Genomic DNA, 16535 nt, shown 5'->3' on the forward strand with positions numbered 1-16535 from the left:
GACGGGCCTTCCGGGTGGTCAGGCGCGCCGCAGGCACCGGAGAAGCGCACAGCACGACACCCCGCCGGCGAGTGCCGACGGGGTGTCGTGGTGGTGACTCTTCGCGTGCCGAGGGTCAGCGGCCGGTGGTGTCCCCGGGCTCCGAGCTCGGGAACGCCGTGGTGCGCTCACCGTAGGGCGACGGACCGGCCTGCTCGCCCGCCGCGGGTGCACCCGTGGCCGACGATCCCGGTGTGGCCGACGAGGTGGACTCGCCCGCCGCCGACGATCCGGCCGCGGGGGTCCCGTAGCCGGGGGTCTGCGCGCCGGGGTCGCCCGCGGTGGTCGAACCCGTGCTCGCCGAACCGGTCGACGAGCTCTCCTCCGGCTTGCTCAGGCTGGTGGTCTGCGCCGAGGTGCCCTGTCCGTAGCCGTACCCGTAGGCCGACGACTGCGACTGGCCCTCCGCCGGGGCGCCATAGGTGCTCGACGCGGTGGTCGAGGGTGCCTGCGACGCGGTCGACGCGCCGATGTCGTGGGTGCGTGCCGCCGACTCGGGAGCGGTCTTGAGGACACCACCCTGCACGAGCAGCCACACGACGGCCACGACCGCCTCGATGATGCCGAACACCAGCAGCAGGACGAACCCGATGCCCGCGCCGACGCCGTCGGACAGCGTGATGACCTGGAACAACGCGACCAGCGCGCCGGTGACCGACAGTCCGGCCACGGTCGGGCTGAGGCGGGTGTCGATCTTCGGGAGCAGGGTCGCCAGCGCGATCAGACCGGCGGCGGCCAGCGGGATCAACGGGATGCCGCCGATCGACTGGAACAGCGTGCTCGAGTTGCTGACACCGTCGCTGTAGTTGTAGTCCAGCGCGTTGGCGAAACCGATGAACAGGTTGATCAGACCGAGGGCACCGAGGATGTAGACGAGGTAGGTGCCGATGGCGGCGGGCAGACCCTGACCGGCCGGCTTGGCCGCGGGCTCCTGTCCGTAGCCGGACTGGCCGTACCCCTGCTGGCCCCATCCCTGCTGACCCGAGCCCTGCTGGCCCCATCCCTGCTGGGATCCGGGCTGGCCGTAGCCCTGCTGCCCGGCGGGCTGCTGGCCGTACCCCGAGGGCTGCTGGCCGTAGCTCTGCTGTCCTGTCGGCTGGCCGTAGCCGCCGTAGCCCTGCTGACCCGCACCGTAGCCGCCCTGGCCGTAGCCCTGCTGCGTCGAACCCTGCCCGGACGTGCCGGGCTGGCCGTAACCACCCTGACCGTAGCCCTGACCTGTGGCTCCGGACTGGCCGTAGCCCTGTTGCCCGGTGGGCTGCTGGCCGTAGCTCTGGCCGCCGTAGCCCTGGCCGTACCCCTGCTGGGACGAGCCCTGCTGGCCGTAGCCCTGGGTCGCGCCGGGCTGTGCTCCGTAGCCCTGCTGCGCCCCGGGCTGTGCTCCGTAGCCCTGCTGGCCGGCCTGTCGTCCCCAGCCCGCCTGACCCGGATCGCCCTGCTCAGAGCCGGAGCCCCCGCCAGGTTGATACGTCATTCGTGTCTCCTCACCGAAGTTGCCCCGCACGTCATCGACGTTGTCACGTCGTGTCCGCGTCACGGTCTGTGCCCGCGACACGTCCTTGGTCGCAGCCCACGCTAACGTACCGACCCGGCCTGGCAACCCTTCTCGACGCGGTATTCGCTCAGCTGTACCAGGTGGGCTCGGGCAGCTCACCGATCAGCAGGTTGCGGCCGACCTCGCGACGCTTGTAGGCGACCGGGTCGTGCAGCGAGTGGGTACGCACGTTGCGGAAGAAGAGGTCGAGTCCCACCTTCGCCGCGGTCGACCGCGCGCCGGTGACCTCGAAGATGCGGGTGGTGATCTCGAGCGCGACGTCGGTGGCCTGCGCCTTCGCCGCCGCGACACGGACCTCGTGGTTGCCGCGCTGTTCGGCGGTGACGTCCCACGCGTTCTCGTGGATCGCCTGCTGCTCGACGGCGACGGCGTCGGCCAGCGCCTCGGCGGCCCACAGCTTGGTCAGCAGATCGCCGTAGGTGTCGATCACGTAGGGCTCGTCGACGGCGCGGTCGAAACCACCGTGCAGCCACGGCCGGGTGGACGAACGGGTGTAGTCGACCGCGGTCTCCAGGGCGCCCCGGGCGATGCCGAGATAGAAGTTGACGAAGACGAGCTGGATGATCGGCACGTTGAGCGAGTTGTAGACGCGGGGTTGGAAGGCCTTGTCGACGAAGCCTGCGGCCGACGCCCAGTCGGTGGTGACGTTGTCGATGGTGACGCTGCCGCTCTCGGTGAGCCGCTGACCGATGTTGTCCCAGTCGTCGTGGAAGGTGAAGCCCTCGCTGGTGCTGGGGACGATCGCGAACACGTGCTCGCCGGTGGTGCTCAGGACGCCCTCGAGGACGGTGACGTCGGAGACGTTCGAGCCGGTGGAGAAGGACTTGCGTCCGGAGAAGCTGATGGTGTCGCCGTTGTCGGTGACGACGACGTCGCTGTCGCGGGGGTTGACCGCGCCGCCGAAGAACCACTTGTCCTGCGTCGCGGCGGTCTCCACGGCGGTGATCTGCTCGCGTGTGCCGACCAGACGGGCCGCCCAGAACCACAGCAGGTGGTAACCGAGGAGCTGGCCGATGGAGCCGTCGCCGGCGGCGACCGCGCGGATCACGGCGTACGCGGTGATCCAGTTCTGTCCGCCACCACCGTGTTCGGTGGGACCGAGCAGGGTGACGAGTCCGGCCTCCTTGAGCAGGGCCACCTCGGCGACGGGCGTGGCGCCGGCGCGGTCACGTTCGACCGCGTCGGTCGCGAGGATCGCCGCCACCTCGTGGGCGCGGGCGATCCATCCGGCCGAATCGGCGGGCGGCGTCGCCCAATCGGAGCGGTTGACGGTCAGTTCTGTGGTCAGTGTCGAAGTCATGGCGGTCATCAGACCAGCCGGGACCGCTCCTGTGACCCCTTGGAAGCACCGTGGTTTGAAGGGCCCGATCCGGCCTGTCACCAGCGGTGCGCGACGCCCTGCTCCCGATACCAGTCGATCAGCGCCGGGTCGTCGACCGACCGGGGATCGAGCGCGACATCCGTGCGGCCGGCGAGGATCCCGGTCACCGGCACCTCGAGCTTTTTACCGGTGCGGGTGTGCGGGATACCGGGTGCGAGCAGGACCTCGTCGGGGACGTGCCGCGGCGACAGGCGCCGTCGGACGTCGGAGGCGATCCGTGCGCGCAGCTCGTCGTCGAGCGACGCCCCGGGGATCAGGGTGACGAACAGCGGCATCCAGTACGCGCCGTCCGGACCGTCGACGCCGACGACGAAGCCCTCGGCGATCTCACCGATTGCCTCGACGACCTCGTAGATGTCGGCCGAGCCCATCCGGATGCCGTGCCGGTTCAGTGTCGCGTCGCTCCGACCGTGGATGACCATCGAGCCTCGGTCGGTGATCGTGACCCAGTCCCCGTGCCGCCAGGTCCCGGGCGTGAGTCCCTGGGTCCACTCGTGTTCGAAGTACGCGGCGCGGTACCGACTGCCGTCGTCGTCGCGCCAGAACCCGACGGGCATCGACGGCATCGGGGCGGTGATGACCATCTCCCCCACCTCGTCGATCAGCTCTCGGCGATCCGGCGACCAACTGTGCAGGGACACACCGAGATAGCGCACCGACAGCTCCCCGGGGACGACCGGGATGCCGATCGAGCCGCCGGCGAACGCCGTCACGACGTCGGTGCCACCGCTGACCGACGACACCGGCACCTGCGCGCCGACGTGCTCGTCGACCCAGACGAAGAGGTCGGCGGCCAGGGTGGAGCCGGTGCTGCCCAGGGTTCGTAGCCGCGAGAGGTCGTGGTCGGAGCCCGGACTCAGGTCGGCCTTGCGCGAGGCCTGCAGCTGGCCGGGACTCGTGCCGAAGTACGTCACGCCCTCCCGCTCGAGCAACTCCCACAACCGGTCGGCGTCGGGGAACAGGGGGCTGCCGGTGTAGCAGATCGTCGTTGCGCCGCAGAGCAATCCGGCCAACCGGTAGTTCCACATCATCCAGCTCAACGCGGTCTGCCAGAAGAAGACGTCGTCGACGCCGAGGTCGGAGTGCAGTCCGGCGACCTTGAGGTGTTCGAGCACGACCCCGCCGTGCCCGTGCACGATGCCCTTCGGCCGGCCCGTGGTACCGGAGCTGAACAACACCCACAGGGGGTGGTCGAAGGGCACCGCCTCGACAGCGGGGTCCCGCGGCGCGGCGACGAGTTCGTGGTGCGCGAGCAGCGTGGGGCCGGTGTGGGCGTCGCGGTCGAACTCGGGCCCGTCGGGTGAGTCGACGACGAAAACTGCGGCGAGGTCGGGAAGGGCGGCGATCAGCTCGACGCCGTGCGCGCGTTTGTCGATCCACTTGCCGTTGTACTGATAGCCGTTGCTCAGGTACAGGACTCGCGGATCGAGCTGGCCGAGACGGGCGGCGGCACCGTCGGGCGCGTAATCGGCGCCACACCCCGACCACACGGCCCCGATCGAGGCGGTGGCGAGGAACGCGATCATGGCCTCGGCGACGTCGGGGAGGTAGGCCGCCACCACGTCGCCGCGTCCGACCCCGGCGTCACGCAACGCCTGTGCGACGGCTCCGATCTGCCCGGGGAGCTGTGCCCAGGTGATCTCGGTTCGCCCACCGAGTTCGCCGATGCCGACGATCGCGGCGCGGGCGGGATCGGTGTGCGTCCGTGCGTGCCGCAGGATCTGGTCGACGTAGTTCAGCTCGACGCCCGGGAACCACTGTGCGCCCGGCATCGTCGCGTCGGCGAGAACTGCGGCGTCACCGTCGGCGAGCGGCGTAGCGGTGACGCCGTCGAGGTCGAAGAAGTCCCACAGCGCGCGCCAGAATCGGGCGGGATGGTCGACCGACCACCGCCACAGGGCGTCGTAGTCGGCGGTGGGGTCGTCGGTCGGGGCAGCGCCCACCTCGGACGGCAACCCGGCGACGAAGCGCTCCATCGCGGTGCCGGTGATCGAACTGTTCATCTAGAGGCCGAGGATCTCGGTCGCATCCGCACGCATCTGCACCTTGCGGACCTTACCGGTCACGGTCATCGGGAACTCGTCGGTGACGTGCACGTATCGCGGGATCTTGTGTTTCGCGATGACCCCGGCGGCGAACGCCCGCACCGATTCCGGGTCGAAATCGGTGACACCCTCGCGCAATCGGACCCACGCCATCAGCTCCTCGCCGTACCTGTCGTCCGGCACGCCGATCACCTGGGCATCGAGGATGTCGGGGTGCGTGTAGAGGAACTCTTCGATCTCGCGGGGATAGATGTTCTCCCCGCCCCGGATCACCATGTCCTTGATGCGGCCGGTGATCTGCACGTATCCGTCGGCGTCCATCATGGCGAGGTCGCCGGTGTGCATCCAGCCGTCGTCGCCGAGCACCTCGGCGGTCTTGTCCGGCTCGTCCCAGTAGCCGCTCATCACGCTGTATCCCCGCGTGCACAACTCGCCGGTGACCCCGCGCTCGACGGTTGCGTCGTCCCCGTCGACGACCTTGATCTCGAGGTGCGGGCCCACCCGACCGACGGTGCCGACCCGGCGTTCGAGGGTGTCGTCGACACGGGTCTGCGTCGACACCGGGGAGGTCTCGGTCATGCCGTAACAGATCGACACCTCGGTCATGTGCATGCGATCGACGACCTGGCGCATCACCTCGGCCGGACACGGCGAGCCGGCCATGATGCCCGTCCGCAGGCTCGACAAGTCGAACTCACCGAAGTTCGACAGTGCGAGTTCGGCGATGAACATGGTCGGGACGCCGTAGAGGCTGGTGCACCGGTGTTCGGTGACGGCGCGCAACGTGGCGACCGGGTCGAACGCGGGTGCCGGGATGACGATGGTCGCGCCGTGGCAGGTGGCCGCGAGGTTGCCCATCACCATGCCGAAGCAGTGATAGAACGGCACCGGGATGCAGATCCGGTCGGTGTCGGTGATCGAACACAGCGCGCCGACGAAGTACCCGTTGTTGCAGATGTTTCGGTGCGACAGGGTCGCGCCCTTGGGGAATCCGGTTGTGCCCGAGGTGTACTGGATGTTGACCGGGTCGTCGGGCGACAACCCGGCGGCCACGTCGGCCACGGCCGCCAACTCGTCCTCGGTCGGGTCGCCGGTCAGCTCCGCCCACGCGGGGTCGCCGAAGACGATGACGTCGTGCAGCGTCGCGCAGTTCTGCTGCGCCACAGCCAGCATCGCCGGGTAGTCGGAATCGCGGAACTCGGGCGAGGCCACCACCATCGACACCCGACCGTGGTCGAGGGCGAACTCCAGCTCGCGCTGACGGTAGGACGGGTTCAGGTTGACCAGGATCGCGCCGATCTCCGCGGTCGCGTACTGCGTGACCACCCATTCCCACCGGTTCGGCGACCACAGTCCGACGCGATCACCGGGTCGCACACCGCGTCGCAACAGACCCGCCGCGACAGCGAGGACCACGGCCCGCAACTCGCGGTAGGTCCACTGCCGACCCGACGCGCAGTCGATCAACGCGTCGTTGTCGGGGACGCGCGCCGCGGTCTGCGCCAACGAGCGTCCGATCGTGGTCTCGAGCAACGGCGGGGCGCTCTCGCCGCGGTCGTAGGAGAGCTGTCGTGCAGTGGTGTCGTCCATCGGTGGAGTTCATCCCGTCCGGCGGTGCGCCGCGTCGCTTTGGTTAAGGACCGTTAACCGACGCCAGGGTAGGCCCGGAAATCGGACGTTGTCCAGACCACACTTGCAGGGTCGAGTGATCGGCGTCACGCGGTTGGTACGGTTGGGTCACCGACACAACCCTCCGGCCCTCCCACCACCCCCGGGAACCGACCGGATACATACCGAAGGCCCAGGTGACCCCCTATGACCCTCACATCCGACCGTCGCAACGACGACCTCAGCCACACCGGCTCCACCGCCGCGTCCGACCCGCAGACGTTCTCCCTCGAGGACCGCTACACCCGTGACGACGGCACCATCTACCTCAGCGGCATCCAGGCGCTGGTCCGCATGGTCCGCGACCGCGCCCGACTCGACCGCCGCACCGGACTCCGCACCGCCTCGTTCATCTCCGGCTACGAGGGTTCACCCCTCGCCGGCTACGACCTCGAGATCGCCCGGCGGAAGAACCACCTTTCACCGTTCGACATCACCCATCGGCCCGCGCTCAACGAGGAACTCGCCGCCACATCGGTGATGGGCTCGCAGGTCGCCGCGCGCGTCGGCCACCTCGCCGCCGACGCCGACGGGCAGATGCGTGACGGCGTCGTCGGCTACTGGTACGGCAAAGCGCCCGGCCTCGACCGTGCGTCGGACGCCCTGCGCCACGCCAATCTCATCGGCACCCACCACCGTGGTGGCGCGGTCGCGTTGGTCGGCGACGATCCCGGCGCGAAGAGCTCCACCGTCCCCTGCGCGTCGGAGATGGCACTCGCCGATCTCTACATGCCGATCCTGTACCCGGCCGACTCACAGGACATCCTCGACATGGGCATCCACGCGGCGATGATGTCGCGGGTGTCCGGCCTGTGGACCTCGATGAAGATCTCGGCACACGTGGCCGACGGCGCGTCGACCGCGATCGTGTCGCCCGACCGGATCGTGCCCGTCTACGGCGACCTCGGCGACAGTCCGCACATCCCGAGCGGAAAACTGTTGGGGGCCAACCTGATGGAGCTCGAACAGAATCAGCTCACCATCCGCAAACCACGCGCCGAGGAGTACGCCCGCCTCAACCGGTTGAACCGGATCGTCGCGCGGACCGGCGACGACCGCATCGGCATCGTCGCCGCGGGCAAGACCTACCTCGACGTCCGGGAGGCGTTGCGGCTCATCGGGATCGGCGACGACGAGCTCGGCGCCCTCGGCATCCGGATCCTCAAGCTGGGCATGGTCTACCCGTTCGAGCGCCAGATCCTCGACACCTTCATCGAAGGTCTGGACGAGGTCATCGTCGTCGAGGAGAAGCGCGACTTCATCGAGACGATGATGCGCGACATCCTCTTCCGACGAGCGGATGCGCCCGCCATTGTCGGCAAGACGAACGAGGACGGCTCGACGCTCTTCTCGCGGTTCGGTGAACTCGACATCGACGCGGTGACCCGTGGCCTCGCGGGTCGTCTCGCCCGTCACCACGCCGTGCCCGCCGCCACCGACTGGCTGGACCGGATGAGCCGCCGCCGCACCCGCATCGAACTCCCCCTGGCGGTGCGCAGTCCGTACTTCTGCTCCGGGTGTCCGCACAACAGCTCCACCAAGGTCGCCGACGACACCCTCGTCGGTGCCGGGATTGGTTGTCACGCCATGGTGTTGCTGATGGATCCCGCGCAGGTCGGCGACGTGACCGGTGTGACGCAGATGGGCGGCGAGGGTGCGCAGTGGCTCGGGATGGCACCCTTCCTCACCGAGAAGCACTTCGTGCAGAACGTCGGCGACGGCACCTTCATGCACTCGGCCTCGCTCGCACTGCGGTACGCCGTGGCCTCCGGCGAGAACCTCACCTACAAGCTGCTGTTCAACGGCACGGTCGCGATGACGGGCGGACAGGACGCGGTCGGCGGACGCGGACTCGTCGACCTCACGAAGCTCCTGCTCGCCGAGGGCGTCTCACGCGTCGTGGTCACCACCGACGATCCGGGCCGCACCAAGGGCCTCGGTCTGCCCGGCGGGGTGTCGGTGCGCCACCGCGACGACACCCTCGACGTGCAGACCGAACTCGCGGCCGTCCCCGGCGTCACCGTCCTGGTGCACGACCAGTTCTGCGCGGCCGAGAAGCGACGCAAACGCAAGCGCGGTGCGTATCCCGTCCCGACACAACGGGTGATGATCAACGAGCGCATCTGCGAGGGATGCGGCGACTGCGGCGAGAAGTCCAACTGCCTGTCGGTGCACCCGGTGGACACCGAGTTCGGCCGCAAGACGCGCATCGACCAGAGTTCGTGCAACCTCGACTTCTCCTGCCTGAAGGGCGATTGCCCGTCGTTCGTGACGGTCACCCCGGGGACGGGCACGAAGGTCCGACGCGTGGTCGCCGACATCGACGCCGACGCACTCGCCGAACCGGCACACCGTCGCGACGCGGCAAACGGGTTCAGCCTGCGCGTCACCGGCATCGGCGGTACCGGCGTGGTGACGGTCTCGCAGGTGATCGCCACCGCAGCAGTACTCGACGGCAACGACGCGCGCACCGTCGACATGACCGGTATGGCCCAGAAGGGCGGGGCCGTGGTCAGCGACGTCAAGGTGGCGTCGGCGCGGACCGGATCCGGCGGCGTCGAGCAGGCGGCCAAGGTCGCGGCCGGCGACTGCGACCTGTACCTGTCGTGTGATCCGTTGGTGGGTGCCGATCCGGTGAACCTGAAGGTGGCCAGTCCGGAGAAGACCACGGCGGTCGTGTCCACCAGCGCCATCCCCACCGGGGCCATGGTGGTCGACACCTCGGTCGGCTTCCCGTCCCAGGAGCAGATCCACGACGCCGTCGACCACGCGACCCAACGGACGATCTACCTGGATCCGGCGGCGTTGTCGACGCGCCTGTTCGGCGACGAACAGTACGCGAACATGCTGATGGTCGGTGCCGCGTATCAGACCGGAGCACTGGCGATCTCGGCCGAATCCCTCGAACGCGCCATCGACCTCAACGGCGTCGCCGTACAGGCGAATCTGCAGGCGCTCCGTCGTGGACGTCAGGTGATCGCCGACGCCGACGCGGTCGACCAGGCGATCGGAGAGGTGCATGCTCCGGTGGTGTCCGCCGAGCCGTCGGCGATCGCCCAGTCGATGATCGCGCCCCTCGGAAAGCTCGACGACGACCTGCGCGCGGTGTTGCTGCGTCGTGTCGACGAGCTCATCGCGTATCAGGACCAGCGGTACGCCTCGCGGTACCTCGACGACGTCGCCGCCGTGCACGTGGCCGAGAAGCGGCTCGGGTCGACGAGTCTGACCACGGCCGCCGCGCAGTACCTGTTCAAGCTGATGGCCTACAAGGACGAGTACGAGGTGGCGCGACTGTCCGGTGATGAGCGGTTCGCCGCGGAGGTCGCCGATCAGTTCGGTGCCGACGCGTCGGTCGCGATCCGGCTGCACCCGCCGGCGCTGCGGTCGATGGGGATGACGAACAAGATCTCCCTGGGCGAGTGGGTCCGACCCGGAATGGCCGGTCTGGCGCGGATGAAGCGTCTGCGCGGAACACGTCTCGACCCGTTCGGTCGGGCGGAGGTCCGCCGGACCGAACGGGCACTGATCGTCGAGTACCGCGCGGTGCTGTCCGCGCTGGTCAACGCCCTGCGCTCCGGTGCGCTGGGTGCCGACCGATTGGATGCCGCGGTGGCGGTGGCCGAGCTGCCCGACATGGTGCGCGGCTACGAGGGCATCAAGATGGCCAACGTCGAGCGCTACCGGCGGGAATTGGCGAGCAGACGAGTCGGCCTCGGCATCTGACCAGGCGTCGACTGGGCGGTTACGGCCACCACCCGGCCGCCCGGTCGATGTTTCTGACACCACTGACATATTTCTGACACTGGTGCTAAATTAACTGGCATGCCTACGCCATCGGCCTCCGAGCAGGCTGACACCTTCATCCGGGAGAAGCGTCGACAGCAACTGATCGACGCGACCATCGCCGTCATCGCCGACGACGGCGTCGCGCGCGCCACGTTCGTCGCGATCGCGGCGCGTGCCGGGGTGAGTCGTGGGGTGATCAACTATCACTTCGCCGACCGGTCCGCCCTTCTCGACGCCGTGGTCGCACACATCTACGCGCTCGGTCGCGGCATGGTCGAGCACCCGGTCGAGGCGTCGACCACCGCGACCGATGCGATCAGCGCGATGATCGTCGGCAGCATCGACTTCTACGCCGTCCACATCCGCGAGATGACGGCGCTGTCGTCGATCTTTCGCTCCGGTGACGCCGACGCGTCCACACGCGATGCGCGCGCCGAGCACACCACCGAACTGGCGAAGCTGACCGCGGTCTTCCGGCGCGGTCAGGAGTCCGGTGAGTTCCGCGCCTTCGACCCCGACGTCATGGCGACCGCGATCCGCGCCACCCTCGACGCGACGATCGTCCAGATTGCCGCGGGAACCGACCCCGACCTCCTCGCCCGCGAGATCGACGACCTGTTCCGCGCCGCAACACAATCGGAGTAACGATGAAGAAGACCCTCTGCACTGTTGCCGTCCTGGCCCTGCTCGCCGGTGCTGCGTGCACCGACTCACGGGACGACTCCACCCCGGTGGACGCGCCGCTGACCGTCTCCACCACCAGCGGCGTGCTGCACGGTAAGGCCGTCGGCAGCACGCGGCGGTTCACCGCGATCCGGTACGCGCAACCGCCGGTCGGGTCCCGGCGATGGACTCTCCCGCAGGCGATCTCGGCTCGCGGGACGCAGGTCGACGCGACCGGCCTGGGACACCCGTGTGAGCAGAACAGCGGACCGGCGTCCGGGACGACCGCGGCACCGAGCGAGAACTGCCTGTACCTGAACGTGACGACGCCGCGTCGACAATCCGCCGACGACCGGCTGCCGATGATGGTGTGGTGGCACGGCGGCGGTTACACCACCGGGTCGGGCATCGGCTACGACGCCCAGCGACTGGCCGACACCGGGAACGTCATCGTCGTCACGGTGAACTACCGCCTCGGCATGTTCGGGTATCTCGCGCTCCCCGGGCTCGAGGGCGGCGGAGATTTCGGTTTCGCCGATCAGCTCGAGTCGCTGCGCTGGGTGCAGCGCAATGCCGCGGCCTTCGGCGGCGATCCCGACAACGTCACGGTGTTCGGCGAGTCGGCGGGCGGGATGTCGACGTGCGCGGCGCTCACCTCGCCCGCGGCACGGGGCCTGATCGACAAGGCGATCGTGTCTTCGGGTTCGTGCGCCCTGGTGTTCCCGACCAATGCGCTCTATCCGGGCGTACCTGCGCAACGCCCCTATGCGTCCGTGGCACAGGCGATGTCAACCGGCACCGACGCCGCACGCGCGCTGCGATGCGGCGGAAACCTCGCGCTGGAGTGCCTGCGCAGATTGCCGTCGTCGGCCCTTCTCACGCAGAACGAGAACTTCAGCAACACTCTCGCGTACGGGACTCCCCTGCTGCCACGAGATCCGCGTGACGCGGTCGCCACCGGCGCGACGCTGCGCATCCCGATGATCTCCGGCGGTAACCGGGAGGAGAACTCCGCCTTCGTGGCGGGAGCGCTGGCGGTGAACCCGAGCGCGTTCACCGCGCAGGGGTACGACGGCGATCTCCGGGCCGCCTACGGGGATCGCGCAGGTGACGTGGCGCAACGGTATCCCCCGTCGCGCTTCGCCTCGGCCGGTGCTGCGCTGGCCAGAACGTTCACCGATGCCGGATGGGCATGTCCGACGGTGCGATCAGCTCGCCAATACGCCGAGCACGCCAAGGTCTACAGCTACGAGTTCTCCGACGACACGGGGCCGAACGTGAGCGGCGGGTCGTCACCTCAGGTCCCGAAGGCGGCGTTTCACGCGAACGACCTCCCCTACGTCTTCGACCTGCAGGGCCGGGACCTCGTGCCGAGCGGGCCACAGGCGGAGCTGTCGAAGCAGATGATCGGGTACTGGTCGTCATTCGCCCACACCGGGACACCGTCGGCCGCGAACGCCCCGGTCTGGCCGGCAACGACACCCGACAGTGCTCCCGTACTCGGGTTCACGTCGTCGGGGATCCGCATGGTCGACCACTCCACCGACCACCAGTGCGCGTTCTGGGACACCGTCACACTGCCCTGACCAGCGACTCGTGACCGATTTCGGCCGACCGGGAATCAGACACCACCTGATGATAGTTGTGCTATACATCTAATTGGTCTGAAACGATTTCTCGAGGGGACGTGTGATGAAGACATTCACGGGATGGTGGCGCAAGAAATACAGCTCGATGCCACCGGCACTGCAGATGATCGGACTACAGCTCTGGCTGCCGGTCTTCTTCCTGTTCGCTTTCTGCTTCTGCTATCTCTGGGCGTTCCACTCGCCGCAGATCCACGACGCCCCGGTGGCCGTGGTCAACTCCCCCGCGGCGTCGACGTTCACCGATCAGTTCTCCAAGGCGCAGCCCGGGATGTTCGACTTCCGGCTCTACCAGACCGCCGACGAGGCGACCGAGGCCGTGCGTGACGGCAGCGCCGCCGCATCGCTGACCCTGCCCGCACAGGCCGGCGGACAGCCGACGGTGACGATCGCGAGCGCGCACCAGTTCCAGGCGGCGACGCTGATGAAGACGACCTTCACCCAGACGTTCGCACAGAGCGGTACGGCCGTGCAGGTCAACGACATCGCCCCGCTGCCCAAGGGCGATTCCTACGGTCTCGGCGCGATGTACCTGATGCTGTCGTGGTGCATCGGCGGTTACATGGTCGCGATGTTCATCGGCATGATGGGCGCTCCGCTGAGCCACCGCACCCGCGTCGGCATCCTGGCCGGCGGCGCGTTGGTCGCGTCGGTCCTCACCAACGTCCTCGCGGGCCCCGTGATCGGCGTCTACGACGGACACCTGCTGCCGATGATCGGGATCTCGTTCCTGTGGATACTCGCGGTCGGCCTCGCGGTGAACGGGCTGTCGTACTTCTTCGGGCGGTTCATCACCGCCGTGGCGTTGCTGATGTTCGTCTTCCTGTCGATCCCGTCCTCGGGTGCGGCGTACCCGACGTGGATGGTCCCGCGCATCTTCGGCGACCTCAATCCCCTTGTGGTGGGCCACGGCATCACCGAGATGATCAAGCGCGTCCTCTACGGCGTCGGCGAACCGTACTGGCAGCCGTTCCTGCTGATGGGTGGTTACGCACTGCTGGGCATCGTCACGATGATCGTGGGCAAGCGGTGGCGTGAGAGCAAGGAGTTCGACCGCATCCTCGCCGGCAAGACGACGATGATGGCCGCCGCCCAGGGCGCGATGATGCAGAAGGGAATGGCCGACCGCGAGCGCATCCTCACCGCACACGGTCTCGACTCGAACGCCAACCCGGTCGACGACGGTGCCGACGACATCGATTCCGATGGTCAGCAGACCGACGCGGTCGATGAGACCCCTTCGGAGACCGAGGATCAACGCCAGTTGGTCGGGAGCGGCGCACCAACATCGACGTCCGCGTCGGGCAACCGGCCCGACTACCACTACACCGTCGAGGACATGGAGACGTCGTTCCCCGGCGACCCACTGTTCAACGGCAACGGACTCGGTGGGGGCTTCGCCGACGAGGAGCGTGAGTACGAGATCCGCGAGTCGATGCACCACCCGCGCCACCAGGCGCCGCGGTAGACCGATCCGTGACGGACATCGTCCGGCAGGAGCGTCATCAAGGGCATAGTGCCCTCGAAGGCCCTCCAGTCGGACGATGTCCGTGCGCGGGCGGAAACCCCACCCACTGTGGACGACGTATCTCCACCTGCTGCGTGAGCTCAAACGACAACGGCCCCGCCATGAGGCGGGGCCGTCGAGGAACAGCTGTGGACTCAGAGGCCCTTGTAGATCTCGCGTGCGAGGTCGGCGGTCTCGGACGGCGTCTTGCCGACCTTGACGCCTGCGGCCTCGAGCGCGTCCTTCTTGGCCTGGGCGGTGCCCGAGCTGCCGGACACGATCGCGCCGGCGTGGCCCATGGTCTTGCCCTCGGGGGCGGTGAAGCCCGCGACGTAGCCGACGACGGGCTTGGTGACGTTGGCCTTGATGTAGTCGGCCGCACGCTCCTCGGCGTCGCCGCCGATCTCACCGATCATCACGATGACCTTGGTGTCGGGATCCTTCTCGAACGCCTCGATGGCATCGATGTGGGTGGTCCCGATGACCGGGTCGCCGCCGATGCCGATGGCGGTCGAGAAACCGATGTCACGCAGCTCGTACATCATCTGGTAGGTCAGGGTGCCCGACTTCGACACCAGACCGATCTCACCCTTGCCCGCGATGTTGGCAGGCGTGATCCCGACCAGCGACTCGCCGGGGGTGATGATGCCGGGACAGTTCGGCCCGATGATCCGGGTCTTCTCGCCCTTGGACTTGTTGTAGGCCCAGGCATACGCGCTGTCCTGCACCGGGATGCCCTCGGTGATGACGACCAACAGCGGAATCTCCGCGTCGATCGCCTCGATGATGGCGTCCTTGGCGAACTTCGGCGGCACGAACGCGATGGAGACGTCCGCGCCGGTCTTCTCGATGGCCTCGGAGACGGTCCCGAAGACCGGCAGCTCGACGCCGCCGTCATGGCTGACCGTGGTGCCGGCCTTGCGGGCGTTCACGCCGCCGACGACCTGGGTACCGGCCTTGAGCATCAGCGCGGTGTGCTTGGTGCCCTCGCCGCCGGTGATGCCCTGGACGATGACCTTGGAGTCCTTGTTCAGAAAAATCGACATGTGTTCAGCTCCTACTTGCTCGCCAGTTCGGCGGCCTTGTCGGCGCCGGAGTCCATGGTCTCGGCGAGCGTCACCAGCGGGTGGTTGGCGTCGGCGAGGATCGCGCGGCCTTCGTCGACCTTGTTGCCGTCGAGTCGCACCACGAGCGGCTTGTTCGCATCGTCGCCCAGCTTCTTCAGCGCGCCGACGATGCCGTTGGCCACCGCGTCACACGAGGTGATGCCACCGAAGACGTTGACGAAGACGCTCTTGACCTGATCGTCGCCGAGGATGACGTCGAGACCGGCGGCCATGACCTCGGCCGAGGCGCCGCCTCCGATGTCGAGGAAGTTGGCGGGCTTGACGCCACCGTGCGCCTCACCGGCGTACGCGACGACGTCGAGGGTCGACATGACCAGACCGGCACCGTTTCCGATGATCCCGACCTGTCCGTCGAGCTTGACGTAGTTGAGGTCGTTCTCCTTGGCCTTCTGCTCCAGAGGATCGGTCGCGTCCTTGTCCTCGAACTCGGCGTGATCGGGCTGACGGAAGTCGGCGTTCGCGTCGAGCGTGACCTTGCCGTCGAGCGCCAGGATCTGATCGTCGGGCGTGCGAACCAGCGGGTTCACCTCGACCAGGAGAGCGTCTTCGTTGATGAAGACCTCCCACAGCTTCTGGATGGTGTTGGCCGCGGCGTCGAGGACCTCGGCGGGCAGCTTGCCTGCCTCGGCGATCTCGCGCGCGAAGGCGAGGTCGACACCCTTGACGGCGTCGACGGGGATGCGGGCGAGCGCGTCCGGGTTCTCCTCGGCGGTCACCTCGATCTCGACGCCACCCTCGACCGAGCACATGGCGAGGTAGGTGCGGTTGGTGCGGTCGAGCAGGAAGGAGATGTAGTACTCCTCCGCGATGTCGCTGGCCTCGGCGACGAGAAGCTTCTTGACGACATGGCCCTTGATGTCGAGTCCGAGGATCGCCTCGGCGTTGGCGGTGGCCTCCGCGACGTCCTTGGAGTACTTGACGCCGCCGGCCTTGCCGCGGCCGCCGACCTTGACCTGAGCCTTGACCATCACCGGCTTGCCGATTTCCTCGGCGATCTGCGTTGCCCCGGCAACCGTGTCGGTAACACGGCCGGCCGATGTGGGAACTTCGTGCTTGGCGAAGAGTTCCTTCGCCTGGTATTCGAAGAGATCCATTCAGCTCACCATCTCGTAGGTTTG

General features: G+C 68.1%; 10 protein-coding genes. 4 read left to right on the top strand and 6 right to left on the bottom strand.

All coding sequences use genetic code 11. The features are described from left to right. Nucleotides 1-115 precede the first annotated feature (115 nt). From LX13_RS02350 to LX13_RS02365, 4 genes are all read right to left on the bottom strand, one after another. Nucleotides 116-1513, bottom strand: a complete 1398-nt coding sequence (locus tag LX13_RS02350; RefSeq protein ID WP_253659692.1) for a DUF5336 domain-containing protein — start codon at nt 1511-1513, stop codon at nt 116-118. 148 nt (nt 1514-1661) lie between these two features. Beyond that, on the bottom strand, nt 1662-2894 hold the full coding sequence (locus LX13_RS02355; RefSeq protein WP_253659693.1) for an acyl-CoA dehydrogenase family protein: 1233 nt from the start codon (nt 2892-2894) through the stop codon (nt 1662-1664). 77 nt (nt 2895-2971) lie between these two features. After that, a complete protein-coding gene (locus tag LX13_RS02360; RefSeq protein ID WP_301300463.1) occupies nt 2972-4978 on the bottom strand; it encodes an acetoacetate--CoA ligase in 2007 nt (668 codons plus the stop codon). Next, nucleotides 4979-6610 carry an AMP-binding protein gene (locus LX13_RS02365; RefSeq protein ID WP_253659694.1) on the bottom strand — a complete coding sequence of 544 codons (1632 nt, stop codon included), beginning with the start codon at nt 6608-6610 and terminating at the stop codon, nt 4979-4981. 225 nt (nt 6611-6835) lie between these two features. On the opposite strand from LX13_RS02365, the gene LX13_RS02370 reads away from it, so the two are divergent. The 4 genes from LX13_RS02370 to LX13_RS02385 all read left to right on the top strand — a co-directional run bounded on the left by LX13_RS02370 (nt 6836) and on the right by LX13_RS02385 (nt 14251). Beyond that, a complete protein-coding gene (locus LX13_RS02370) occupies nt 6836-10411 on the top strand; it encodes an indolepyruvate ferredoxin oxidoreductase family protein (RefSeq protein ID WP_253659695.1) in 3576 nt (1191 codons plus the stop codon). Nucleotides 10412-10510: 99 nt separating this feature from the next. Next, nucleotides 10511-11119: a TetR/AcrR family transcriptional regulator gene (locus LX13_RS02375; RefSeq protein WP_253659696.1), complete on the top strand. Its 609-nt coding sequence runs from the start codon at nt 10511-10513 to the stop codon at nt 11117-11119. A 2-nt stretch (nt 11120-11121) separates the two neighbouring features. Next, on the top strand, nt 11122-12723 hold the full coding sequence (locus tag LX13_RS02380) for a carboxylesterase/lipase family protein (RefSeq protein ID WP_253659697.1): 1602 nt from the start codon (nt 11122-11124) through the stop codon (nt 12721-12723). A 106-nt stretch (nt 12724-12829) separates the two neighbouring features. Next, nucleotides 12830-14251, top strand: a complete 1422-nt coding sequence (locus tag LX13_RS02385) for an ABC transporter permease (protein WP_253659698.1) — start codon at nt 12830-12832, stop codon at nt 14249-14251. A gap of 194 nt (nt 14252-14445) precedes the next feature. On the opposite strand, the gene sucD is transcribed toward LX13_RS02385, so the two are convergent. Both sucD and sucC read right to left on the bottom strand, forming a co-directional pair. After that, nucleotides 14446-15336 carry a succinate--CoA ligase subunit alpha gene (gene sucD, locus LX13_RS02390; RefSeq protein WP_253659699.1) on the bottom strand — a complete coding sequence of 297 codons (891 nt, stop codon included), beginning with the start codon at nt 15334-15336 and terminating at the stop codon, nt 14446-14448. Between the two features lie 11 nt (nt 15337-15347). After that, a complete protein-coding gene (sucC, locus tag LX13_RS02395) occupies nt 15348-16511 on the bottom strand; it encodes an ADP-forming succinate--CoA ligase subunit beta (RefSeq protein WP_253659700.1) in 1164 nt (387 codons plus the stop codon). Between the last annotated feature and the right edge of the window lie 24 nt (nt 16512-16535).

It is taken from the genome of Williamsia maris, from assembly GCF_024171815.1.
Taxonomy (GTDB): Bacteria; Actinomycetota; Actinomycetes; order Mycobacteriales; family Mycobacteriaceae; genus Williamsia_A; species Williamsia_A maris.

Coding starts and splice junctions, on each gene's coding strand:
- LX13_RS02350 (WP_253659692.1), bottom strand. CDS start 1,513: ATGACGTATCAACCTGGCGGGGGCTCCGGCTCTGAGCAGGGCGATCCG.
- LX13_RS02355 (WP_253659693.1), bottom strand. CDS start 2,894: ATGACTTCGACACTGACCACAGAACTGACCGTCAACCGCTCCGATTGG.
- LX13_RS02360 (WP_301300463.1), bottom strand. CDS start 4,978: ATGAACAGTTCGATCACCGGCACCGCGATGGAGCGCTTCGTCGCCGGG.
- LX13_RS02365 (WP_253659694.1), bottom strand. CDS start 6,610: ATGGACGACACCACTGCACGACAGCTCTCCTACGACCGCGGCGAGAGC.
- LX13_RS02370 (WP_253659695.1), top strand. CDS start 6,836: ATGACCCTCACATCCGACCGTCGCAACGACGACCTCAGCCACACCGGC.
- LX13_RS02375 (WP_253659696.1), top strand. CDS start 10,511: ATGCCTACGCCATCGGCCTCCGAGCAGGCTGACACCTTCATCCGGGAG.
- LX13_RS02380 (WP_253659697.1), top strand. CDS start 11,122: ATGAAGAAGACCCTCTGCACTGTTGCCGTCCTGGCCCTGCTCGCCGGT.
- LX13_RS02385 (WP_253659698.1), top strand. CDS start 12,830: ATGAAGACATTCACGGGATGGTGGCGCAAGAAATACAGCTCGATGCCA.
- sucD (WP_253659699.1), bottom strand. CDS start 15,336: ATGTCGATTTTTCTGAACAAGGACTCCAAGGTCATCGTCCAGGGCATC.
- sucC (WP_253659700.1), bottom strand. CDS start 16,511: ATGGATCTCTTCGAATACCAGGCGAAGGAACTCTTCGCCAAGCACGAA.